The sequence below is a fragment of the Paenibacillus sp. OSY-SE genome (genome assembly GCF_000283315.1).
Classification (GTDB): Bacteria; Bacillota; Bacilli; order Paenibacillales; family Paenibacillaceae; genus Paenibacillus_B; species Paenibacillus_B profundus.
The window spans coordinates 91,464-115,123 of sequence record NZ_ALKF01000202.1 but is presented as its reverse complement, the minus strand read 5'-3'; the positions used below and the strand labels follow the sequence as shown (position 1 = coordinate 115,123).

At 49.1% G+C, this 23,660-nt stretch carries 21 protein-coding genes; 6 read left to right on the top strand and 15 right to left on the bottom strand.

Annotated features, from left to right (window positions below):
• Positions 1 to 77 precede the first annotated feature (77 nt).
• A complete protein-coding gene (locus A372_RS0128390) occupies positions 78 to 1,214 on the bottom strand; it encodes a glycosyltransferase family 4 protein (RefSeq protein WP_019424326.1) in 1,137 nt (378 codons plus the stop codon).
• A 101-nt stretch (positions 1,215 to 1,315) separates the two neighbouring features.
• Here A372_RS0128390 and A372_RS0128385 point away from each other — a divergent pair, with 101 nt between their 5' ends.
• Positions 1,316 to 2,491 (top strand): GGDEF domain-containing protein, encoded by a 1,176-nt coding sequence (locus tag A372_RS0128385; protein ID WP_019424325.1) that lies wholly within the window; start codon positions 1,316 to 1,318, stop codon positions 2,489 to 2,491.
• A 503-nt stretch (positions 2,492 to 2,994) separates the two neighbouring features.
• Here the strand turns inward: A372_RS0128385 and A372_RS0128380 are convergent.
• Positions 2,995 to 3,753 (bottom strand): ABC transporter permease, encoded by a 759-nt coding sequence (locus A372_RS0128380; RefSeq protein ID WP_019424324.1) that lies wholly within the window; start codon positions 3,751 to 3,753, stop codon positions 2,995 to 2,997.
• Positions 3,750 to 4,682, bottom strand: a complete 933-nt coding sequence (locus A372_RS0128375; RefSeq protein ID WP_026011339.1) for an ABC transporter ATP-binding protein — start codon at positions 4,680 to 4,682, stop codon at positions 3,750 to 3,752. Before A372_RS0128375 ends, A372_RS0128380 begins: the two co-directional genes overlap by 4 nt.
• A gap of 715 nt (positions 4,683 to 5,397) precedes the next feature.
• Here A372_RS0128375 and A372_RS0128370 point away from each other — a divergent pair.
• Positions 5,398 to 6,855 (top strand): RsmB/NOP family class I SAM-dependent RNA methyltransferase, encoded by a 1,458-nt coding sequence (locus A372_RS0128370; protein WP_019424322.1) that lies wholly within the window; start codon positions 5,398 to 5,400, stop codon positions 6,853 to 6,855.
• A 125-nt stretch (positions 6,856 to 6,980) separates the two neighbouring features.
• On the opposite strand, the gene A372_RS0128365 is transcribed toward A372_RS0128370, so the two are convergent.
• The 4 genes from A372_RS0128365 to A372_RS0128350 form a co-directional block, all read right to left on the bottom strand.
• Positions 6,981 to 7,754 carry a hypothetical protein gene (locus A372_RS0128365; RefSeq protein WP_019424321.1) on the bottom strand — a complete coding sequence of 258 codons (774 nt, stop codon included), beginning with the start codon at positions 7,752 to 7,754 and terminating at the stop codon, positions 6,981 to 6,983.
• 315 nt (positions 7,755 to 8,069) lie between these two features.
• Complete coding sequence (locus A372_RS0128360) at positions 8,070 to 8,870, bottom strand: Cof-type HAD-IIB family hydrolase (protein WP_019424320.1); 801 nt, start codon at positions 8,868 to 8,870, stop codon at positions 8,070 to 8,072.
• A 36-nt stretch (positions 8,871 to 8,906) separates the two neighbouring features.
• Positions 8,907 to 9,659: a pseudouridine synthase gene (locus A372_RS0128355; RefSeq protein WP_019424319.1), complete on the bottom strand. Its 753-nt coding sequence runs from the start codon at positions 9,657 to 9,659 to the stop codon at positions 8,907 to 8,909.
• Between the two features lie 3 nt (positions 9,660 to 9,662).
• Complete coding sequence (locus A372_RS0128350; protein ID WP_019424318.1) at positions 9,663 to 11,270, bottom strand: RsmB/NOP family class I SAM-dependent RNA methyltransferase; 1,608 nt, start codon at positions 11,268 to 11,270, stop codon at positions 9,663 to 9,665.
• A gap of 343 nt (positions 11,271 to 11,613) precedes the next feature.
• Between A372_RS0128350 and A372_RS0128345 the strand changes: the two genes are divergently transcribed.
• The 3 genes from A372_RS0128345 (at position 11,614) to A372_RS0128335 (ending at position 14,902) form a co-directional block, all read left to right on the top strand.
• Positions 11,614 to 12,366 (top strand): ABC transporter ATP-binding protein, encoded by a 753-nt coding sequence (locus A372_RS0128345; protein WP_019424317.1) that lies wholly within the window; start codon positions 11,614 to 11,616, stop codon positions 12,364 to 12,366.
• Positions 12,363 to 13,748, top strand: a complete 1,386-nt coding sequence (locus A372_RS0128340; protein ID WP_019424316.1) for an ABC transporter permease — start codon at positions 12,363 to 12,365, stop codon at positions 13,746 to 13,748. The genes A372_RS0128345 and A372_RS0128340 overlap by 4 nt, the downstream gene beginning before the upstream one ends.
• Positions 13,749 to 13,819: 71 nt before the next feature.
• Positions 13,820 to 14,902 carry an efflux RND transporter periplasmic adaptor subunit gene (locus tag A372_RS0128335; protein WP_019424315.1) on the top strand — a complete coding sequence of 361 codons (1,083 nt, stop codon included), beginning with the start codon at positions 13,820 to 13,822 and terminating at the stop codon, positions 14,900 to 14,902.
• Between the two features lie 190 nt (positions 14,903 to 15,092).
• Here A372_RS0128335 and A372_RS0128330 read toward each other — a convergent pair whose 3' ends face one another.
• The 7 genes from A372_RS0128330 to A372_RS0128300 all read right to left on the bottom strand — a co-directional run bounded on the left by A372_RS0128330 (position 15,093) and on the right by A372_RS0128300 (position 22,013).
• Entirely contained in the window at positions 15,093 to 15,719 is a 627-nt protein-coding gene (locus A372_RS0128330) for an ArsR/SmtB family transcription factor (RefSeq protein WP_019424314.1), read from the bottom strand.
• An 11-nt stretch (positions 15,720 to 15,730) separates the two neighbouring features.
• The gene (locus tag A372_RS0128325; RefSeq protein WP_019424313.1) at positions 15,731 to 17,035 is read right to left on the bottom strand and encodes an MFS transporter; all 1,305 of its coding nucleotides are present in this window, start codon (positions 17,033 to 17,035) and stop codon (positions 15,731 to 15,733) included.
• A gap of 1,059 nt (positions 17,036 to 18,094) precedes the next feature.
• Positions 18,095 to 18,475 carry a winged helix-turn-helix transcriptional regulator gene (locus A372_RS0128320; protein WP_019424312.1) on the bottom strand — a complete coding sequence of 127 codons (381 nt, stop codon included), beginning with the start codon at positions 18,473 to 18,475 and terminating at the stop codon, positions 18,095 to 18,097.
• A gap of 119 nt (positions 18,476 to 18,594) precedes the next feature.
• Positions 18,595 to 19,152: a 6-phospho-3-hexuloisomerase gene (gene hxlB, locus A372_RS0128315; protein ID WP_019424311.1), complete on the bottom strand. Its 558-nt coding sequence runs from the start codon at positions 19,150 to 19,152 to the stop codon at positions 18,595 to 18,597.
• A 6-nt stretch (positions 19,153 to 19,158) separates the two neighbouring features.
• Complete coding sequence (hxlA, locus tag A372_RS0128310) at positions 19,159 to 19,791, bottom strand: 3-hexulose-6-phosphate synthase (protein ID WP_019424310.1); 633 nt, start codon at positions 19,789 to 19,791, stop codon at positions 19,159 to 19,161.
• Between the two features lie 100 nt (positions 19,792 to 19,891).
• On the bottom strand, positions 19,892 to 20,530 hold the full coding sequence (locus A372_RS0128305) for a GNAT family N-acetyltransferase (protein ID WP_019424309.1): 639 nt from the start codon (positions 20,528 to 20,530) through the stop codon (positions 19,892 to 19,894).
• Between the two features lie 196 nt (positions 20,531 to 20,726).
• Complete coding sequence (locus tag A372_RS0128300; protein WP_019424308.1) at positions 20,727 to 22,013, bottom strand: hemolysin family protein; 1,287 nt, start codon at positions 22,011 to 22,013, stop codon at positions 20,727 to 20,729.
• 225 nt (positions 22,014 to 22,238) lie between these two features.
• Here A372_RS0128300 and A372_RS0128295 point away from each other — a divergent pair, with 225 nt between their 5' ends.
• Positions 22,239 to 23,045, top strand: a complete 807-nt coding sequence (locus A372_RS0128295) for a DUF1836 domain-containing protein (protein ID WP_019424307.1) — start codon at positions 22,239 to 22,241, stop codon at positions 23,043 to 23,045.
• A gap of 150 nt (positions 23,046 to 23,195) precedes the next feature.
• Here the strand turns inward: A372_RS0128295 and A372_RS0128290 are convergent, their stop codons facing one another.
• Positions 23,196 to 23,573: a hypothetical protein gene (locus A372_RS0128290; RefSeq protein WP_019424306.1), complete on the bottom strand. Its 378-nt coding sequence runs from the start codon at positions 23,571 to 23,573 to the stop codon at positions 23,196 to 23,198.
• Positions 23,574 to 23,660 lie beyond the last annotated feature (87 nt).

Sequence of the window (23,660 nt, the reverse complement as noted above, 5' to 3'; positions counted from 1 at the left end):
ACTACAGCCTTTACAGCGCTTGTACAGCATTAACCTGCAAGCATAGCCAGCGCATCATTAGCGCCGGCTGCGCAGTCTTAATCGTGCTGTTCCGGTCTGTAACTTACATACATGCACTTCAGTTCATTAACGATGCGCGATAGAGAATAGGTCTGCTTCGCTTTCGCCCAGGCGGCCCGCGCCAGCTCATAACGGAACGAGCCGTCCGTCATGACCCGCTCCAACGCATTGCTTAGCGCTATCGGATCATCCGGCGGCACAAGCAGCCCGTTCACGCCGTCATCGATCTGTTCGGCAATGCCGCCCACGTTCGTGCCCACGAGCGCCAACCAGCACAACGCTGCTTCTGCGAACACAGAACCGAACGCCTCCGCACGCGAAGGCAGCACAAAAATATCGGAGAACGGCATGAATTCCTCCGGATGCAGCATATAACCATAGAAGATTGTCTCCTCGTATATGCACAATTCCTGCGCCAAGTGTTCCAGCTCTTCTCGAATCGGCCCGTCACCGATAATATGCAGCACATAGGCATGACCTCTCCGCTTCAGTTCGGCGCACGCATGCAGCAGCACATCCAGCCCTTTGGCAGGTACGAGCCGGCATACAACAATAAGCTGCGGAACGGCGTTATCATGCGCAATCGGCTTGAATCGCTTCTCATCGAACCCGTTCGGCAGCACGCCAATACGTTCGGGATGGCTGACATAAGGCGAGACGTAGTCAAGGAACGACTTCGATACGGTCATCATCTGATCCACGCATTCTTCCAACTCACGATATAGCGAGGTCAAGAAGCGGTGCTCCAACCCGCCTGCTTCAATCTTTCCGTTCAGAATCAACTCCCGCTCGAAGCTGGAATGCAGCGTCATGATAACAGGCGTATCGGGATATAGCTGCTTCATGACCAGTCCCGCTATCGGGTGATGGGCATGTATCAGGTCGTACGATTTCGATAACCGGAGCTTACACCACCATACGTAATCTTTATACGTTTGCATATATTTTTGCACGGTTGGACTTGCTTCGTACTGCGTCCAATCGAACGTCATAAACCGGACATCCTCTTGTCCTTTTCCCCGAATGCGCTTCGGCAGTGAGAACAATTCCATTTCCCAATTCGGCGTTTGAAACCGATCCAATATATAAGGAACCATGGAAGACACGCCTCCCGGTTGTTCAGGCGGGAAAAATAAGGCTTGTAATATGTTCATGTCTTGCGCCTCCTTTATGTTCGCGCTTTTCGCCACCTATCGTTTATGATATATTAGAACATATGTTTCAGTAAAGAACCTAAACTACGGAGTAACTCAATATGATTCAAGCTGCAATCCCCTTTTCAGAAGTAAGTCAGGTTGTAGAAATGACGTCAGCCTGCATGCTCTATATCATTTTCATCATGTTTCTAATGGCAATTCGTCTTTATTCCCGCCAGCGTTCCAATACTTATATTTTACTGATGACCTCATTTGTGATCATGGCTGCGGAACGATCGCTTGATTTAGTGAATGTATCTTGGCTGCAGCAGGATTCCCATGAAATATTCGTAGGAAGAACCGCATTGCAAGCGTTTTCTTTTGTGTTTGTAAATATGTCCATTCTGCGGATGTACAAACGCTCCACCCGAGGCTCGCGGCTGCAATTCGGCTTTCTGTTGCTCTGCATTCCAGCAATAGCCGTATTATCACATCTGCTGACATCCCACTCGGTGTCACCATTCTTTCATGCGTTGCCGCTCATCGTTTATCATATGATCATTACCATCTATTGCTATACGGTGATTGCCCCGCGCATCGGCCAACAAGTCAAATACATATGCAGCTTGGCGGCGCACTTTGCCATGCTTCTGCTCGTAACTGTCAATGCCACATGGTTTGAAAGCTCAAATGCTTTCATTCTTATCTTGGAACGCCTGCTTCCGCTTATCTATTACACGCTTCTGTTCTTTATTCTGTTCGAGCGCGTGGTGGAACTGCTGCACTCGACATACCGGACGTCCATCACTGATGGTCTAACTGGGTTATTCAATCGCAGGTACGTATTGAAGGTTATGCGCCAATACATTCGAAATGAATACAAAATTTCGTTCATTTTCTGTGATATCGATAATTTCAAGAAGGTAAACGATACGTTCGGTCACGACCAGGCCGATGAAATATTGAAGCAGACCTCCCTCATCATGCGCGAAGAAATTGACGATTACGGCATTACCGGACGGTTCGGCGGCGAAGAATTGATCGGGCTCATTCTGCATCGGAATGCACGCGCGGATCAGATTGCCGAGAAGATACGTCAGCGCGTAGAGACCGAGACTAGTGTCACGATCAGCATCGGCATCAGCAATCTCCGCAAACATATGACGGCCGAGGATTTGATCCGCGAGGCCGATCAGGCAATGTATTATTCCAAGACGAACGGCAAAAATCGGGTGACCGCTTTCCAATCTGTATACAGCGCCTCTTACGCTCCCCGATCTCGGGCTAAACGTTGACCATACAACAAAGGGGGTTGTCCCAAAGGTTGAATAACCTGAAGGACAGTCCCCCTTTTCTTTGCTGAAGGGCGGAGTGTATATAGCTGAAAAGCAGCCAGATCCACTGTACAAATTACAGTCTGCATGCCGTTGGGCCGCCCAAATCGTACATTCTGCTGTACATTTTCCAATGGTGCTTGCTTCCGGAAGAAAGTTGAGTTGCTCTGCATGCGTTACAAGCAGCACGCACGGGAAAAGCTGCATTAGCGAGGCAGGCTGTGCGCTCTCCGTCTGGGCGGATGATAGATTGATCCAGAGGCAGATCTTGTCCATCATTTACCAGTGAAACCCCGGCAAAACGAAAAATAGTGAAGCAGGAATAGCCCCTGCCTCACCATTTTTTTCGTAACTTCACTATATTTTTAATGAACCGAGCTATCCCCCAAGTGCATTTATCTTCTTTTAGGACAGTTCCTTTTATTCATATTGCACAAGCGAGGAAAGATACTATTGAAAGCCGCTTATTGCACGTCTCTCTTCTTAAATACAACTATCGAAATGCCAAGCAGCACAATCATATAGATCGCATAGATGGTGATGCTGTAGCCAAACGAAGCGCCCTTAAATGGCAGCGTATCGCCCGTAAAATACGGCTTCCAGTCCAGGTTCGGGAAGATAAGGAACTTGTACCAGCTCTTGCTTGATAGGAAAACGATGGACGAACCAAGGACCCATTTCAAAATAATAGGTATCGTAATCGACAATCCTAAGCTGTGCGTCAGAACCGCAGTCGTAAAGGCAACCAGCGCATAGAACAGCACGTTCGGAAGGCTGAGCGCCATATCGCTTACAATCTGCATCAGCTTGACGTCGGCCGGGATGATATTAAAGAAGATGGCTCCTAACGTCAATCCAATAAACAAGGTAACCATGTAGACCACTAGCAAAATAAGAACTATATTGACGAGCTTCGACATCAGCACCATCGTCCGGCTCGCTGGGCGAATCAGGATTTGCTTAATGGTTCCGTCTTTGTACTCATCCGTTATAATCTGAGCCGACACCACCATAATAAAGATGCTCGTTAGCGCACTTGACACGAAATGGACGTCGCTTGTAAAGGAGATGAATGAATAGGGCTGATCTTTAAAAATAAAAAAGCGCATTACAACGGCTAACAGCAAGGAAATGACGGTGATGAACGCGTAATAGTAAGGGACCTGCCGTTTACTGTTCACTTTCATCCATTCATTTTGCACAAGGGATACGAAATATCTCATTCGATACGGCCTCCTTTCGTCATGGACAAGAACGTGTCCTCCAGAGTCGGAGCAACCGTACGCACCTCATATATAGCGACTCCATGCTGCACAAGATGTTCTACCACCTTCGGAATATCTTCTCTCAATAGTTCAACGGAGAGCGCCCCGCCTTCTCCTAGCGAAGCTGACCATGTAGTGGATGCAAGCGCAGCAAGCGCTTTGTCTGGCTCACTCACATCGAAATGAATGGCCTTCTGTACAGATGCAGCACCGTCCGCATTCGGATCCATTGCACGCTCGCCAATGAATTTGCCATTCTGGATAATGAGAACACGATCACACATAAGCTCGATTTCAGACAACAAATGGCTAGATACGAGAATCGAAATGTTCTCTTTCTTCGCAAGATGGCGCAAGTAATCACGCAGCTCGCGAATTCCCGCAGGATCAAGCCCATTCGTAGGCTCGTCCAATATAAGAATAGATGGATTATGCAGCAGAGCCTGAGCGACGCCTAGACGCTGACGCATCCCCAGCGAATAATTTTTCACCTTTTTATCCAGCGCATTCTCCAAGTCAACGAGCTTCACAATTTCTTGAACCCGTTCTTCCCGAATCGCCTTGCCGCTCATGCGCGCGAAATGGATAAGATTTTTCCGTCCGGTCATAAATTTATACAGCTCTGGATTTTCGACGATAGCGCCAACATTTGCCATTGCCTTCGCGCGATTGGTCCGAATGTTATGACCTTCGATGACGATATCACCGTTCGTCATCGACATCAGTCCTACGATCATCCGAATCGTTGTTGTTTTGCCGGCTCCGTTCGGACCGAGAAATCCGTATACTTCCCCGCGGCGAACGCTGAACGACAAATCATCGATAATCGTCTTGCCTTTTATTTTTTTCGTGACATTCTTTAGTTCCACCACGACATCGTTCATCAAGCACTTCACTCCTTTCAAATTAAACCTTCATCATTTCATCACTTTTAGAGATTGTTCAAAAAGCCCCTTTATGAACACGCACTTTTTATCTGTTTACCCCTGTCAGATTGTTTCCATGCGTTTCGTTAACCGCAAAGCTTGCTCTGCCATTTATTCCATACGTAACGACCTGAAACAACGTTTCGTATTTTCGACTTACATTATTGTCACCTAAGGAGTGCCCTTCGACAAATGTTCAGCATTTCTTTCATCTCTTTTCAACAGCGTTGCATTAACTTTTTATGCTCAACAAAGAATTGGTTCTTTTTTAATTGAAACTAATATATTTCACATTTTAATTCTGCGCTCATGACCAAAAAAGTAAGGGGGCTATGAAAGCAAGTAGCGGACTATTCGTTCATGCTGTATCGGCCTCCTAAATCATAATGTCCTAATTATAGTGAGGTATATTATTCCAGATAACCGTCTTGGGTTTAGTCTATTATTAGACTTAAGTCGAGTGAGTAATCTAGATCATCTCGATCGCACTGGAGAAGGGAACAAAAACTAAGCGACCGATCCCTGTATCAACCAAGAAGTGTCGCCCCCTTGAGAGGCAGAATCTCTTTTACATTTCAATTTCCGTTGCATGAGTATCTTTTTGTCCGGTAAAATAATAAGGCAATTTTATTTTTAATTCCTTTTTTGCACATTCTACTATACAAGGAGTTGTACGATGTCACCATCACCATTACCCCAACTGCCGCAGCACTATATCCAGCAAATGGAGCAGTTGCTCGGCCAAGAAGCCGACGCATTTTTGCACAGCTATGACGCGCAGAGGGCTTTCGGCTTAAGGGTGAATTCTGTCAAATGGGAGCACCATGCCGCTGCGCGCGAACTCACAACGCAGCAATTCCAATTGCGGTCCGTACCTTGGTGCGAAGAAGGCTTTTATTATGATGAACATTCGCGTCCAGGCAAGCACCCATATCATGCCGCTGGCTTGTATTACATCCAAGAACCGTCCGCCATGTCTGCGGTGGCGCTGCTGGATCCGCAGCCAGGCGAATTCATTTTGGACCTGGCAGCCGCCCCGGGAGGGAAATCGACGCAGATCGCCGGCCGCATGCGGGGGGAAGGCGTACTCGTCGCGAACGAGATCCATCCGCAGCGTGCGAAGGTTCTCGCCGAAAATGTCGAGCGCATGGGCATTGCCAACGCTATCGTCACACAGGCGGATCCGCACTCGCTAGCAGCCAAATTTCCATTGGCCTTCGATCGAATTATGCTCGATGCCCCGTGTTCCGGAGAAGGGATGTTCCGCAAAGACCCTAGTGCCATAGAGGAATGGTCCCCTCTCCATGTGGAAGCCTGCGCTGCGCGGCAATGGGACATTATTCAAGCAGCAGTCGCCATGCTCAAGGCGGGAGGCACGATTGCTTATTCCACCTGTACGTTTAATCGCAAGGAGAACGAAGACATCGTAGAGAAATGGCTTGCCGCTTATCCCGAATTCCAGCTTGTAAGAACAGAACAGATTTGGCCGCACCTTGCAGAGGGGGAGGGGCATTTCGTGGCCGTATTTCAGAAGACTTCCGATGGATTAGAAGACGTGCTTGAACAGCACGCTGTCTCGAACTCAATCCGAGCTTCTGCCAAGTCAAAAGGTCGACGCTCCAGTTCGGGCCATTCGGAACGCGGGACATCCCGAACAGCAGATGTTAACAACTCGTTCAGGCAGTTCGAAGCATGGGCAGGCGACCATCTTCCTGACTTCTCCCTTCCTCCAGGGACGCCGCTGCTGTTCGGCGAAGAGCTGTACTGGCTGCCGCAAGGCAATGCTGCTGCGTCCGTCTTCCTGGACAACGGAGCGGCATTAGACCGATTGCGCGTGCCACGTGCCGGTCTCCATCTCGCCCATATGCGGAAGAATCGGATTGAACCCGCACACGCCTTGGCTATGGCGTGCATTACGGGTGGACAAGCAGCACATACGTTGCAAGCGACAGCAGATGATACGCGGATTCGCGCCTTTCTCAGAGGAGAATCGATTGCATTGTCATCAGATTCCGAGTCAGTCCGGACTAAGGGCTGGATGCTCGTTACCGTCGACGGATTACCGTTGGGCTGGGGCAAAGCGTCCGATGGCATGTTGAAGAATCATTACCCCAAAGGGCTTCGTTCCTTATAGAGTTGTTCAAAGAGCCGCCTATTGAGCACGTAGTATAACACGTATTAATGCTAAAAAAACCGCTATCCTTGCAGACACGATGCTCCATACGAAGCTTTGTTTCTGCAAGGCTAACGGTTCGTTTCTTAAGACGAATGGCAATACATCAACAGTTCGTCGATAATCTCATTACGGAACATCATCGTCAGATGGAGCACATCAAAGCTTTGCTCCTCAGCTAGCTGCTTGACGAGCGCTTTTGCGATTACTTCACGCTCGGCACAAGTACCTGGCACGCGAAAATCGATGTAGCCAGCCAACTGTTCCCCGTCGGTACTGACGGTCGCGGCACCGATCGGCAGCGATCCGCTTGCATCGCTGTACAGATCATACAGAAGCGCATTCCCGTCGTCACGAGCCAGCACGACATGAATGTGAGCATTCGCTTCTCCGATCAAGCGCTTAGGCTGCGCGACGATGTCAGAACGGTCGCCAAGCGTCTCATCCGATGTTGTACAACAGGCAGAAGAAGTTATGACCAAGGCTGTCGGCTCCATTTCATATTGTTCATACTCCATTTCATAAGTGCCCGCTTCGTCCTCGAATTCACCTTTTTCTTCGTCACCCGCCACGATCCGCCGCACTTGCCCTAGCACGAACACGACTTCGAAATCAGCCGCTCCCAATGCTTCGGCCACATGGCGGACATACCGCTCAATGTTTTGCTCCACAATAACAAGCGACTCGTCTTGACATGCTTGCGCATCAATGATAAATGACCCTTGCAGCCGTTCTTGTTCACGATATAATAACGATAATACACCGACATAGGTGCCTTGCCACAGAACGTCTATCGCTTCTCCGCTCATCGTTCTGAAATCCGGCCGCAGTTGAACCTCTGCCATCATCCATACCTCCATCCTGACGTTACCCTCTTCTACATCAAGAGTTTGGCATTAGGATTCCCGCTGCAATGATGGAACATGCGTCCAAAATCATAGGTGAGGGCAATCGTCCATACGCGAACTAACCGATAGCATAGTATACAGTATACCGAATGACGTATGTTCCGCCGCATCCTCCAATTGCACGGAACCACGTGCCCTGCTTCGGTTCATTTTTCTGGTCATCGTTTCGCGCGCATTAAACAAAAAAACGACACCACGCAGGGCAGGGGAATGGTTTCCCCGGCCTTTTGTGATGCCATTGCGGACATGCATAGATGAAAATTCATGTTACGACAAACAATGTTTGCGAAGCGCCTCATGCACACCGTCTTCGTTGTTGGACAAGGTCACATCTTGCGCAGCCGCCTTCATTTCCAATGGTGAATTGTCCATTGCAACGCCCATGCCAGCGAATTGAATCATCGTCATGTCATTGAAGTAGTTGCCGATCGCCAGCACCTGTTCACGCGGGATGCCGCGCCTATCGGCTAACTCCCGCAGCGCGCTGCCCTTGGTCGCATCGCGATGCATGATGTCAATGAAGAAATCGCCCGAACGGATGAAGTTGTGCTCATGCTTCCACAGCTTGAGCTCCTCCTCGACCTGATCCATCTGATCCTTCATCCCGCTCATCGTCAGCTTGAGCGGCTCGTCTGTGAGCCCCTCCCACCCCGGGAACTGCTTCGGCTCGATAAGAAACTGACCGTAGACATCATGCATTTCCGGGGATAACCCTTCCAGCTTGTCCACATATAGATCGAACGCGGTATTAATATCGAAGTGAACGTCGTTCTCACGGCAGTATTGAATGTACGGTTCAAGCCCCATGGGCGGGATTTCAAAACGATGGAGCACACGTCGTCCATTGGATGCGACCGTAGCTGCACCGTTATGCGTAATTACAATCCCTTCCAGACCCAATTCATCTAAATAAGGCAATGTGCTTATCGGACTGCGTCCTGTACAAAGCACGATTTCAATTCCTTGAGACGCGACCTCGCGAATCGTGTCCGCATTTTTAGCAGACAGCGAATGGTCGTCATACAGCAAAGTCCCATCCATGTCTAAGGCGACGATACGATATTTCATATGGTGCACTCCTCTCATTTCATAACCTTTTCAAGGTTATTTTTCTATTGATTTTCCTTGCCGAAGCTGGTCGATTTCGTCCTCCGAGCATTCCCGCCATTGTCCCAGAGGCAGCGCGGCGTCTAGCATGAGCGTCCCCATCGAGAGACGCTTCAAATAGGTCACCCGCTTGCCGACTGCCTCGAACATGCGCTTCACTTGATGGAACTTCCCTTCGGTAATCGTTAATTCGATATGTGAATAGATGCGATGTTCTTCTTGCTCATGCCGAAGGATCGTCAAGGCCGCAGGTTGGGTCTCATATCCGTCATCAAGGGTTACCCCATCGCGGAATGCTTCGACATCATCATCGCTAACCTCACCCTCTACGATAGAAAAATACGTCTTCGGCACATGCCTCTTCGGTGACAACAGCTCATGCGCCAGCTTGCCGTCATTCGTCAACAGCAGCAAGCCTTCGGTATCTTTATCGAGCCGCCCTACCGGAAACGGCTCGAAATGGCGAATATCCTCTGGCAGCAAATCAACCACCGTCTGCTCCCTCAAATCCTCCGTCGCAGAAATGACGCCCTGAGGCTTGTGCATCATGACGTAAATATGTTCACGATATTGGATCCGCTCTCCGTCCAATAATATTTCGTCATGCTCCGGGTCCACCTGCAATCCGCTATCCTTCACCACCCGGCCATTGACAACAATCAAGCCGCCTTTGGCCCATTTTTTAATCTCTGAGCGCGAACCGCACCCCATATGTCCCAACAGCTTATCCAAGCGCATTTTTTTCGCCATTGCTTACGTCCACCTCCATGCTGGCGGGTATTCGTTCTTCACCGTTCCTCCCGCCCATTTGGCCAAGCCCAAGCTATATCCGTCCACGCATACCAGCAGCCACCCTTTCGCAGGTGTAGCTGGATCCCGTTCAATATGCTCTTCTCCCAACGTTAACGTTTCGCCGCGCAAATACCGAATCACTTCGTCCTGACCTAATCGAAGCGGCAGCACACGCTTCATGTGCGAACTCGTCATTGCCATCGCCAAAGCGTGCGCAGGCTCGAATCGTTCCCCTTTGCACGTGCCGAGGAATAACCCCGGACGCATGACGCGCAGCGCACCCAACCGATGGATCGGAAGCGGGCACGCATATAAGTAAGGCCCGATCGCCGCATTCGCCTCGGCAATCACCGTCGACATCTGGTCGCGGCAGAAGCAACCGTATGCTTCAAGCTGATCTGGAGTCGGCGGAACGATGCCCTTCGACTTAATCGGCGCAGGCTTGCCCCCTTGCTTGAGGCGTTCCTGACTGGAACGCTGCTTCGCTTTCTGCTCTTTCGCTCCCTGCCTTGACGGCCGGGCGTTCACGACAACGGATCCAACGTGCGACACCTTATCGATGCTATCTGCCTGTTCTTGAAGCTCGACACGTTCCTGCCCTTCCGACTCCGCTAACTCTGAATCGCACCGTTCCAGCACCGCTACGAAATGCCCTTCGCCCTGCAAGCGGTGCGGCCAGAGACGCGCCGTGCCAGCCGTGCTATCGATCGCCTGCTCGTCTGCTTCCCAGCCGTGCTCGTTCATGCAGTCACGTGCCCAATCCGGTCGTCCGGCAGCGAATCCGTTGGCTAACGGAATCGGGACGACACGGAACTCCGGATGCGCGCTTACGAAGCGGGCAATGCACGCTTCGTTCTCTTCCGGCGAGAAGGTGCACGTTGAGTAGACAAGCCGTCCCCCAGGCGCAACCAGCTTGGCTGCGCTGTTCATAATATCCTGCTGCATCGTGGCATAGGTCAGCACCGGCTCGCGCTCCCACGATTTGACCATATCCGGCTCCTTGCGGAACATGCCCTCTCCAGAGCATGGCGCATCGACAAGCACCTTCGTGAAAAAACCGGGGAATGCTTCCGCAATCCGCTCTGGCTTCTCATTCAGCACAACCGCGCGCCGCACCCCGTATAGCTCGATATTGCGGACGAGCGCTTTGGTCCGATCCGGGTGGATGTCGTTCGTGACAAGTACGCCTTCTTCTCCGAGACGTGCGGCAATTTGAACCGACTTACCGCCTGGAGCCGCGCATAAATCCAATACATGGTCGTGGGGACGAACATCTAAACATTGAACCGGCGCCATGGCGCTTGGTTCCTGAATGTAATATAGCCCCGCATGATAATAGGGATGCTTGCCGGGACGAGCCTTATTCGAGATGTAATATCCGTCCATCGTCCAAGGAATCGGCCGCAGTGGATACGGAACTATATTTTGAAGCGATGCAGCATCCAACTTCAGGCCATTTGCGCGAATTCCGGCATAGGACTCTTGGTTGTAGCTTTTCATAAACTCATCGAATTGTTCGCCAAGCCGCTTCTGCATGGTCTGAACAAACGCTGTCGGGAGACTCTTCATACATTCATCCTTTCAAATCTGCCTTCATATCGTCTTAAGATGAATGTTCAAAAAGACCACTTTTCAGCATCGAGAAGTACATGTTTTCGCTTGAAAACTGCATCGGAAGGTCAAAAGGGAGCTTTTTGAACAACCTCTTAAAGACAGCAATGATAACAGCATACCATGATCCCTATCGTTTTTAAACGAAAGTGGCGAAGGAGAAGGCGCGCTTCCCTCCGTCTCATTAATAATACTTACATTATTGTCACATTGGCCATGATTGAGAAACTTTGCCTTGCGCTAGCCGTATGAAACACTGTTTAATTTAATGTGTATAGAGTTGAGAGAAAGGAGGAGCCGAATGTTACGTGTTGAAGGTCTATCCCACGCATTTAAGAATGGCCCCGAGACGACCCAAGTGCTGCATTCCATTGATTTTTCGGTCAAGCGTGGAGAGATGGTCGCTTTACTCGGCAGTTCCGGTTCCGGTAAATCGACGTTACTTAACTTGATGGCGGGGTTGATGAAGCCGACCGAAGGCAATATTTTCATTGCCGAACATGACATCGTGCAAATGAATGAGAACCAATTGGCCGAATTTCGGCGAAAACACATCGGCTTTATATTTCAAGCTTATGAATTGATAGCGAACTTGACCGTTCGCGAGAACGTTGAGCTCCCGCTTATTTTCCAAGGAGTTCACCCTGCTGAACGGAAGCAGAAATCGTTGAAATTGCTGGAGCAGGTCGGCATTCCCGATAAATCGGAACTGTTCACCTCCCAATTATCCGGCGGGCAGCAGCAGCGTGTCAGTATTGCCCGTTCCTTGATTACGGAGCCTTCGGTCATTTTCGCCGATGAGCCTACAGGGAACCTCGATACGCGCACAGAGGAAGAAATTATTGCTATTCTCAAAAGTTTAAATAAAACGATGGATACCACGTTCATCATCGTTACGCACGAGCTTGAAGTCGCGGAGCAGACGAAACGAATCATTACGTTACGCGATGGAAAATTGGTGGAAGATCATGCTCCAGGCGCTCCGATTGTTCCGGCTATGCCGCCCCACAACGTCGCGGAAGAGCCGGTTCCTGCGGGAGGTAAGACGACATGAGAATTCGGGACTATATCAATCTCTCCTGGGATCAACTGAAACGCCGCAAAGTCGTTACCGCGCTGTGCGCCGCTGGTATTTCCATCGGTTGCGCAGCGATTGTCGTTGCGATGAGCGTGGGCGAGTCAGCGCAGGTGTATGCGGAGAGTCAGCTTAATACCTTTTTAAAGATGGACGAAATTACAGTTTCTCCAAATAAAGGCGTGAGCGGAGGCGGAGCGGGCAACAACGGTGCAGCCGCTAAATCGTCAGAAACGGACGAGGTCCAAGAGCGCGGTAAAATAACACAACAGAAGCTCGAGGTCATCCGAAATATTCCGCACGTAAAAGCCGTCGCGGCTAACCAACAGCTCGGATATTTGGAAATGAACACGCTGGATGAGCGCAGAGCCATGGTGGAAGTGATCGCAACCGATCTTGATTCATTAACCAAATTCGGACACGATTTCATGCAGGGAGCTGCTTCCGATTTAGCGGGAACAGCCGTCTTGAACTACGGGGCAACTCTGGGTCTTGTCGATCAGGAGACGATGGACAAGCTCATCCAACAGCTGCAGGACAATCCGTATGATGATTCGCTCATGGAACAGTATCGCAACATGAACCGAATTCCATCCTCCTTGTACCAGCGCCAAGTACGACTTGGCAGTACCGATATGAATGGAAAATCCTTTTTAAGCTCCCCGCTCCGCGTGTCGGGTGTATTGAAGAAACCGAGCGGCAGCAGGGATGATATGATCGCTTATGACAAAAAAGTATATGTCTCGATTGAAACAGGCGAACTTCTGAAGCAGGAGATCCGGTTGGAAAACGGAGAGAATGCGACAGAGCCAGGTACATACAATTCGCTAGTCGTGAAGGTCGACGATCAGAACAATGTGGAGCAAGTCGAGAAGCAAATCAAAAAACTAATGCTGAACACGAGCACTAATTTGCATCAGAAAGACCGGTTGAATGAGCAGTTTGCCATAGTGCGCACGATTGCGCTCGGCATCGGGCTGTTCGTCCTCTTCATCGCCTCCATCTCCATTGTCGTTGCGATGACGATGTCCACGTATCAGCGCCGCCGTCAAATCGGCATCATGAAGGTGCTTGGTGCGAACTTGAAGCAGATTCGCAACATGTTCATTATCGAAGCAGCGCTGCTAGGTTTGCTTGGCGGACTGATCGGAATCATGCTGTCCTATTGGATTGTGTGGGGCATTAACGGCTTGACCGCAGGCTCCATGTCAGACGGGGGCGGAGAATCGATTCTGTTTATTTCGCCGACCTTTATACCGATCGGCATTGCGTTTGCGATAATGACCGGTGTGTTGTCCGGATTATACCCGGCGATTAGCGCCTCGCGCACAGATGCGTTAACTGCGATTAAACGTGACTAGAGATGCAGCAATAGTAACTTTTATACAATCATGATAGACAGGTAGCAATTTGAAGGAGGTCCGCGACGAAAATGAAGAAGAAGATCAAATGGGCGATTATCTTGCTCGTGCTCGCCGGCATCAGCTATGGCTTATACAATTTCGCCAGTCCGTCTCAACCGGCAGATACGATGGAAAATACCGGCGCGATTCCGTTTACGGTAACGAAGGAGACATTGGTGAACAACATTGAGGTCAAGGGTAAGTCGACCTATGAACAGGAAACGTTCATCTATGCCCCATTCGGTTCGGAAGTGAAGCAGTGGGCCGTCAAGGACGGTCAGCAGGTGAAGAAGGGTGAGGTGCTGTTCCGATTGGATCCGAGCGCCTTGCAGAATGAGCTCGCGCAGTCGGAAGCTGCCATCAAGAAGCAGCGGCTTGAAGCACAATTGGCACAGATGCAGTTGAAGCTTGCCGACGAAGATCAGTTGCTTCCTTCAACGGAAGCGGAGATGAAAAAGAAATTTGCGGAAAAGGAAACAGCCAAGCTGCAGTCGGAATTGAACAATGTAACACTCGACATCCAACAGAAGGATCTAGACCAAAAACGGAAGAAGCTGGCGGAAGCCACTTATGCGGCGCCTGCCTCCGGCATCTTCCTATATGATGATCCGAACAAGCTGCCGCAAGCCGTTAAGGATAATGACCGCGTCGGCAAAATCGTCGATTTAAGCAAGCTTCAGCTTGTAACGCCAGTCGGAGAGCAAGATGTGTTCCGCATTAAAGCGGGCATGCCGGTTGTCGTGAAGATGAATGCAATGAAGAATGAGAAGCTGAAAGGCAAAGTGTTGAAGGTTTCGAAATTTGCCAAAAGCGTGACCGATCAACAAAACGCGAACCAGCCCGCACAATTCGAAGTCATCATCGCGCTGGATGCTAATGAGCATCTGATTGCGGGTCTCAGCCTGACAGGCCAAATCGAAACGAACCGCAAAGAAAATGCGATCGTCGTGCCAACCGTGGCGGTCATGCGTGAGAAGGACAACTATTACGTCATGCTGGACAAAGGCAATGGCCAATACGAACGCCGTGACATCAAGATTGGAATGGAGACCCCAGAGAAGACCGAAGTTCTGGAAGGCTTAAAGGAAGGCGACACCGTCGTCCTGCAATAATACAAATAACAAAAGACCGCTCTCGTTCTCCTGTCCCGCTGGGAAGGATGCAGAGCGGTCTTTCGTATGATTAGGTCAGTCAGAGATTTCTGGTTGGCCTTTTGGTTGTGCTGCGATATCCGAAACTTGCGCAGACTTGCTCACTATCGATCCATCTTACTTAGACACGGGTAAGCTTGCACCGGCTTATTCACGCTTCAGGCTCGTTCTGTCCGTCCGGCACGTCCTTCAACCGATAGCTGAGCATCACGAAGACGTAATCATCCTTCGTCGTCTGCTTGGATAATTCGGCGTTCTTTGCGATATCCGATTCGGACGGCTCGAACGGAGACTGCTCCTTGTTAGAGGAAATCGCGTTCTGTACGAGATGCGTTTTCTCTGCCCATTCCATCGGTGTCAACGATGCGTATGCGATATTGGCTTCCGCCAGCATGCCCTCGCCGATCTGCCCCATCTTCATTCCCTCTTCAATCAAGCCCATGCCTTGATGGGTGATGCGAAGTATTTCCTGCACGATGTAACTGGAGTATTCCGCGGTCAGCTGCTTGCCGAACGTAAAGCTCCGATGTTCATTGTTCGACCGGTAATACTTTTCAATCAGATTCCCCTGCTGCTTCGTCTCCACAAGCTCCAACAAATGAGCCTCTTCCAGCTTCTTGACGTGATAATAGAGCCGGGACGGCTTCTCATCCATCTGCTCTGCCATCTGCTTAACCGTGACTGGCTCGTCTTGGGCGAGCCGCAATATGTGTATACGGCGCGGGTCGAGCAATATTTTTGCCAACTCGATATCATCAATAATCTTGTTCTCTCGCAAGATGTCCCCCCTTATCCCGAAGAAGACGCGGCTTGGCCTCCTCCCGACAGCTTCGTCTCGTTCGATTGCCGAAGCGCTTGATTATATTTTAACAGAGGGAAAACGGCAGCGACAATGATAAGCAGCAATCCGGCAATTGCAGTAGCCGTCAATACGCCGAACAGAGAGGCGAACAAGCCGCCCGCACCGATGCCGAGCACCGTTCCCGCTTGCGCTACGGACTCGAACACACCCGAGCCTCGGCCCCGCATCTCATCCGGCATCAGCGTAATGAACAGGCTGCTCAGCGGCACGTTCGTGCATGAGATGGACACGCCAACGCCAAGCGCCCACACATAGACGCTGAGGACCCCGCTTTCCTGATATAAATGGAACAGCGGCACAATCAGCATACAGAACAAGCCGATGGCGCCCACGGCACCCAAGAGCATCACATTCGTTCTGAGCCGCTGCAGCAGAGAAGGGGCGGCCAACGCTCCCATAATGCTTCCGGCAGCAATCATGCTGGAGATAAAGCCGAAATGCTCAGCCGGAATCCGGAACGACTGCAACAGCGCCGCGTTCAAATTCGTGTTGATGACTCCCATGACGAGCATGATGGGAACAAGCAGGATGAGCAGAGCGAACAAGCCATCGTGCCGATAAATGGTGCGCAGCCCATCTTTCAACGATTGCCAATACGGCTCCTTCGCAACGACCTGCTCTTCTTCTTGCCCCGTCATGGCTGTCTGTTGAGCTGTCGTCAGGTCCTCAGACAGCGCTCTCGACATTCCAAAGATGAACAAGGCGGACAACACAAATGTAAATGAATTAAAAGTGAACAGCCAGCCAAAATGTCCAAAGGGAATGAGCAGTCCGGCAAGCGCTGGGCCGATGAGCTTCATCGCCATATAGGTCGCCTGCGAGAACGATACGGCCTGCGTAATGTTCCCTTGGCCGACGACACGCGGAACGATAGCTGTGCGCGCGGGCTCGAAGAGGACGGTCCCGATGCCCTGCAGCAGCACCAACGCATAGATGCCGTAGAGCTCATTCTGGAACACGATGAGCAGCAGGACGATGACGGCTCTGTACAAGTCGGCGGCAACCATGATGCGGCTGCGGCGGAAGCGGTCGATGAACGGTCCGACGAAAGTGCCTAGCAGCATGTTGGGCAGCACTTGAGCCAGCACGACCACACTTAAGGCAAGCGGATTGCTCGATAAGTGCGCGACCAGAAAAATGACGACGAGCCGAGTGATGCCGTCCCCCAGCTCGGAGACGATTTGCGCGAGCCAGAGATGGCGAAAAGCGCGATTGTTTAGCAGCAGCTTCATGAATAAGGCCTCCTTTTATAATTATTTTTATCGTTAAAACTTATTTTAACGATAAAAATAATTTTGTAAATAAGGAATTTGCCTATCAAATGAGAAAAACTCTGTTGAGGCTTTGAGAATGGCCGGCTGCAATGCTCACAAACATTCACCTTAAGGAAAATCAACAATGGCGAGTGCAAACTGACAGGATTCGCGTCATGCTAGTCCAGACCATTTACAAGCAGTCGTATGATACCGACTCTCTCCTCTAAAAAGAGGTTTCCAAAAAGTCCTTTGGGCCACTAACCCCTTAATTCAGAAAACGGGAACCAATCGAATCACCATTTGGTAAAGTTCAATCGTTCTTCACTGCTAGAATCAGACCCTTCTTTACGTTACAAGACACCTCGATGACCCGCTCCAAAAAGAACATGAATTCATCCGTATCTTATCCAATACGCCATTGCCTTCTGTTGCTGGGCTGTTGTTCCTTGCACAAACTGAATCATGGGGAGAGTGAACAAAAGAACGCTTTGACGACTCTTGCCTGCTCAATCTGAACCAACGGGAAGTGAACTAAAGAACGCTTTGACGACTCTTGCCTGCTCAATCTGAACCACTGGGAGAGTGAACAAAAGAACGCTTTTGACGACTCTTGCCTGCTCAATCTGAGCCACTGGGAGAGTAAACAAAAGAACGCTTTGACGACTCTTGTCTGCTCAATCTGAACCACTGGGAGAGTGAACAAAAGAACGCTTTGACGACTCTTGTCTGCTCAATCTGAACCACTGGGAGAGTGAACAAAAGAACGCTTTTGACGACTCTTGTCTGCTCAATCTGAACCACTGGGAGAGTGAACAAAAGGGTACAGCGAGGTAGGTTGAGGGTTGATGAGAATACGTGAAGGCGTGTCGAGATACGTTAAACGGCAGCGTGAAAACTCGATGGATTAGGCTGTAAATTTTGGCTAGGGAAAGCCAGTGACAATATATTTTCTCGCTACAAAAAACTCCCCACGTTTCAACCTACTAAAGGCGAACATGAGGAGTTAAAATAAAGTATTACATGAGCTTGCTACCGCTATTCACATGTAACAGATGGCTTTGAACCTTTCCAGATCACATTCTCACCGTAGTTTTTGCCCCAGTCATACATCATCCGCAATACCGGCATCAGACTTTGACCGTGTTCGGTAAGAGAATATTCTACTTTGGGAGGGACCTCCGGGTAGACCTTTCTGGAGATCAATTGGTCTTCCTCCAATTCTCGAAGCTGGTTCGTCAGCATTTTCTGCGTAATATGCGGGATCAAATTCTTCAACTCGCTGAACCGCTTCGTGCCCTCAAGCCCAAGATGCCATAATATAATCAGCTTCCATTTGCCCCCGATGACGGCCAAGGTAAGTTCTTTTTCACAATTGATTTCCTTGAGATTAATGCGGTCTTTAATTACTGTTGCCATTCGTACCGGCCCCTCCTTTCTGTAGAATACTATAACACGAAGTGTTTATTCTCATGTATAGCTGAGGTTCGAGATTCTGACATGCTCTGCCCTATGGCTGTCGATCTTGAGGAGCGACTCTATTCCAGATTGGCGTGTCTGCCGTACATCCGGTCAGAATCCAGTCCCCGTTTATCCATCATTCGGAGAATAACCGCGTCATAAAACACCAACAATGTCTGCTCGAATAATGACGCCATAGGCTGAATGGTGGCATAGCTGCCATTTGCTTTATCCTTCGGTGCCCCTGGCAGCATAACGGCTACATCCGATAATCTGCCGATTGTCGACTCTGGATTAATCGTGACGGTAACAACCGATGCCCCCAAGCTCTTCGCTTTCTGGGCCATCGGAATTAAGCTTTTCGTTTCCCCTGAACCCGAGCTAATGATGAGGACATCATCCTTGGATATGCCGGGAGTTACCGTTTCTCCGACCACATATGCATTCATCCCCGAATGCATAAGGCGCATCGCGAAAGCCCGTCCCATTAAACCCGATCTTCCGGCGCCTGCCAGAAACACCTGCTTCGACTGCAAAATGATATTGGCCAATTGCTCAGCTTCTTCTTCCGCGATCCGTTCCACCGCGTGATGCAGTTCCTGTACGATCTCTGCTGCATATTTTACCGTTTCCATGGGCAATCAGGCCTGTCTAACCAATTTCTGCATTTCGGCTGCTGTCGCTTTTTTATCTCCCTGACCGGTGATACCTCCGCCTACAATGACGAGGTCTGGATTGGCCTTAATGACTTCTGGCAGCGTACTCAGCTTAATGCCGCCCGCAATAGCCGTTTTCGCATGCTTGACCACGCGTTTGATAGCCGTCAGCTCCTCGAAGGAGTTTTTGCCTGCCGCTTGGTGGTCATAACCGGAATGGACGCAGATGTAATCAACGCCAAGCGCGTCGATCTCCTTCGCTCTTTCCTCGATGTCCTTCACGTTGATCATGTCCACCATAATCTTTTTGTTTTGCTTCTTGGCTTCCTCAACCGCGCCTTTGATTGTCGAGTCGTCTGATACGCCCAGAACAGTAATGATATCCGCTCCTGCTTCGGACGCCTTCATGACCTCATATCCGCCTGCATCCATAATTTTCAGATCGGCCAGCACGCGCAAGGACGGGAACGCTTCTTTCATTTCCTTGACCGCTCTCAGCCCTTCGTTAATGACGACCGGTGTTCCGATTTCGACGATATCTATATGCTCTGCAACCTCTGCTACCAACTGCTTGGCTTCAGGAATGTTTACCAGATCCAATGCCAATTGAAGTTCCATTATTGTGCCACTCCTTTTGCATGTCAATTTATTATGAATTACACGCTCATTGTAGAGCCTTACTGTCAATTTAGGAAGTAGGCACTTTCAAGTGAGGTAGTTACTTAGAGGATACTATTGCAGGTTGATCAGAAAGATCGCCATCCATATTGTAAGCCATAATATAATAAGTTAAATCGTCGGCCAACGGTTGAACGCTCAACGTTTTCATTCCATAGTGGCTATAAATTTGTTCGTTTTTTTGGCTGTCCGTTTCCAAAATACAGGGTATATTTTTCTCATCCGCCTGTCCCATCACAAACTCCATCAATTGCCGCATATACCCCTTATGCCTGTACTGTTCCTGCACCACAATCATAAATACAAAAAGGTAATCCTTTTCGCCCTTGACAAAGCTTTCTGCTCTTTTCAATTTAGAAAACTGTTTTGCAATTTTCAAGAAACTGCTAACTGAAATCACTTTTGCCAGCTTAAGCAGCTTCAGCTTTTCCGATAGCTTTAAACCGTTGCTTTTTGTCCAAAATCCGCAAATCCCCTCATAATTTTCTGAGGTCGCGTAGGCCATTTCGTTTTCGATCAATATCTGAAGGTTGAGATTAAAAAAATGAGTCAACACATATTTTCTTTGTTCAGGACTATCTCCCCAACAATAAAATCCGGCGTTATCTTTAAATCCATCCGCAATCTTTTCGGCGAGCCCATATATCTGTAGCTCTGTTAATCCTTTTATCTGTATCATCATACCACTCCTTTTCAACATGATCCCGATAATGCTGCCTATGGCAAAAACAATGAAGTCAAAAACCTCATACGGGGCTTCGAGACCAGCATCGCAACAATTACAGAACGCACACGCCCTAATTGTTGCATATCACCGTCGCTCTGGCAAGAAAAAGCCACTTTATTCCCATGATGGAAAAAAGCGGCTTTTTATGTTATCCTTTTACGATCTCAATTTTGCGTACGCGGTGTTTATCCTTTTCTAGAATGGTGAACTGTACACCATCGATTTGGTACTGACTTCCCTTCCTGCTGTCGGGAATGCGATCGTATAGCCAGCCCCCAATCGTATCGATATCTTCGCTCTCGATATCGGTTCCGAGCATGTTGTTGATGTCGGAGAGTAGAACTTTACCGTCCACGATAATCTGGTCTTCCGTAATATATTCAATGTCAGCCTTCTCCTCGGCATCGAATTCATCCCGGATATCACCGACGATTTCCTCCAAAATGTCTTCAATCGTAACCATGCCCGATGTACCGCCGAATTCGTCAATGAGAATCGCAATATGCACGCGCTCCTGCTGCATCCGCTTCAAAAGTTGCTTCACCGGAATTGCCTCTGACACGCTCAGGACGGGATGCATCACTTCTGATAACGGAGCATCGGCAATCTCTTCGAACTGGAGAAACAATTGTTTCGTGTTGACCATACCGACTACATGGTCCTTACTGTCCTGGATAACTGGATAACGCGTATATTGTTCCCGTTTGATCGTCGAGATGCTGTCCTGCACCGTATCTATCACTTCGAGACAAACCATATCCGTACGGGGAACCATAATATCCTTGGCATGCAATTCGTCGAAGGCAAAGATCCGGCTTACATAACCGTACTCCGTATTGTTGATCTTGCCGCTCTCGTAGCTCTCGTTCAGAATGATCTGCAGCTCTTCTTCGGAGTGTGCTTCTTCATGCTCCTTCGCAGGCTTGAGACCGAACAAGCGGATGATGGCGTTCGCCGACCCGTTCAACATCCATATAAACGGATACATCAGTTTGTAAAACCAAATAATCGGCTTCACAAACAATACGCTGATTGCTTCCGCCTTCTGTATCGCAAGCGTCTTGGGCGCAAGCTCGCCGACGACTACGTGCAGGAACGTAATGACGATGAACGCGATAGCAAATGAAAGCACAGAGCTCACTTGCTCAGGAAGCGCAAAATAGTTAAAGAGCGGATGCAGCACCTTCTCCATCGTCGGTTCTCCCAACCATCCTAGTCCCAGTGCGGTAATCGTAATGCCCAACTGGCAGGCGGACAAATATCCGTCCAAGTTACTGGTGACCTGCTTGACGGCAAGCGCGTTCCTGCGTCCTTCAATAACCATCTGATCCACTCGGCTGGATCGGATTTTAATAATGGCGAATTCTGTTGCGACAAAGAAACCGGTTAATAATATCAAGATAGCAAACAAGAAAAAACTGACACCTGTAGACAAATTTAATTTCTCCTTTATCATTTCGAGTTCATCTGAACTTATTATAAGAACTTATAACTAAGAAAACAAAGGGAGTATCCAGTCGTTTTGGGTCAAATCTGACTTCATGAGTTCAATCCACTGACGAAACCGAGTTCTCTTATTTATTTTTCAGCTTTGACTTTCAATTCGATAAAATCTTATGATAGGCTTATTGCAATTTCAAAATAATCAGGTGGTTAAAAGATGGATAGCTTCGTCATTACACGCAAAAAAATGTCTGAACTTCTCATGGCTCTGCAACCTGCTGACAATACAGCAAGGGAGCAATCTCCAGCACCGCAAGCGATACTGCAAAAAGCATGGGAGGAATTCCAACAGCAGCTGAGCGGTCTCGACATAACCGCTTCTCCTATGCTGTCTGCAACATTACCGCCCATTTATGAAAAGTTACTGCGTGGGCGCTCCCACAAAGAGGGGCTGTCCTTGAATGAAATTGCAGCTCTCGGAAACCAAGTAGAGTATTCCAACTTTTCGATCACATCCATACAGAATTGGGTCAAGCGTGACATTAAAGACTTTATAGGCTCCCCCCGGCTTGGCAAGAAGTATTCACTGCAGCAAGCCGCCCTCATTCTTATTGTAGAGGATCTACGGGCAACCCTTCATTTTGATTCGATACGAAGCTTGCTAGCGCTGCTATTTATGAACCCGGAGCAGGATGAGGATGACGTGATTCATCCGCTTAATTTCTATGCTGCCTACGCCACACTCTACGAAGAGCTCGATCGGAACAACGACCAAGTGCTTGACGTTCACGGACACGACCCGCTGCGGCTGCGTCATGACCATATGCTGGAGCTGATTATCTCCAATAAGACGGATGATCACATGAGCAAGCTGGCGCCGCAATCTCACTGCCACCGTACTCTTATCCGCAATGCGCTTGTCATTGCGATCACTTCCGTGCAGACGACTTATTTTCAATATTTGGCCAAAAAGTATATGAACGCCACATTGCTGTCTTGCCAAACCAGCCGAAAGAATGAATGAGCTGCAGCCCACATGGTGGAGAGACAAGCCTGTTAATCATAACGGCAAATATGGAAAAAGGTGAATCAGGGACATCCCTGATTCACCTTTTTTTCATTAGCGGCAAGCTGCACTCTGCTTCATGCAGCTTGATAATAATAGAGCCCTTGTTCAGTTGATTTGGTATGTAGCGGTGATGTGATTAATCGTATACGAAGAAGGGGCGGCAAATTGAACATAAAGATAGCCGTCTTCCGTGGCAGTGAAAATTCTTCCAACGTTGCTATTGAAAAAGGTCCCTAGATGATTGCTTGAATCATACACCGAATAGTAGGCATAGCTGCCTTGCGCAAAAATAGTAAGTTGCTGGCCTTTCTTTAAATAAATCCCTTCCAGCGCACTGATTTCATTCGGCCGCAGCGCATAGTACTTGGTAAATTGTTGGGCTTTCTGAACCGCCGATTCGGAAGGTACGACAGGGGAAGCATACGCCGGCGAAGCTGCAGCCAGAACGGCCAGCGCTGACAGGGAAATAAGTAATTTCTTCATTTTGAATCACTCCTTAGTTTTTTGTATTTGATGCAATATTCTGGAAGTTGTCTCTTCTTAAATATAACAAAAATATAATATCTTGTA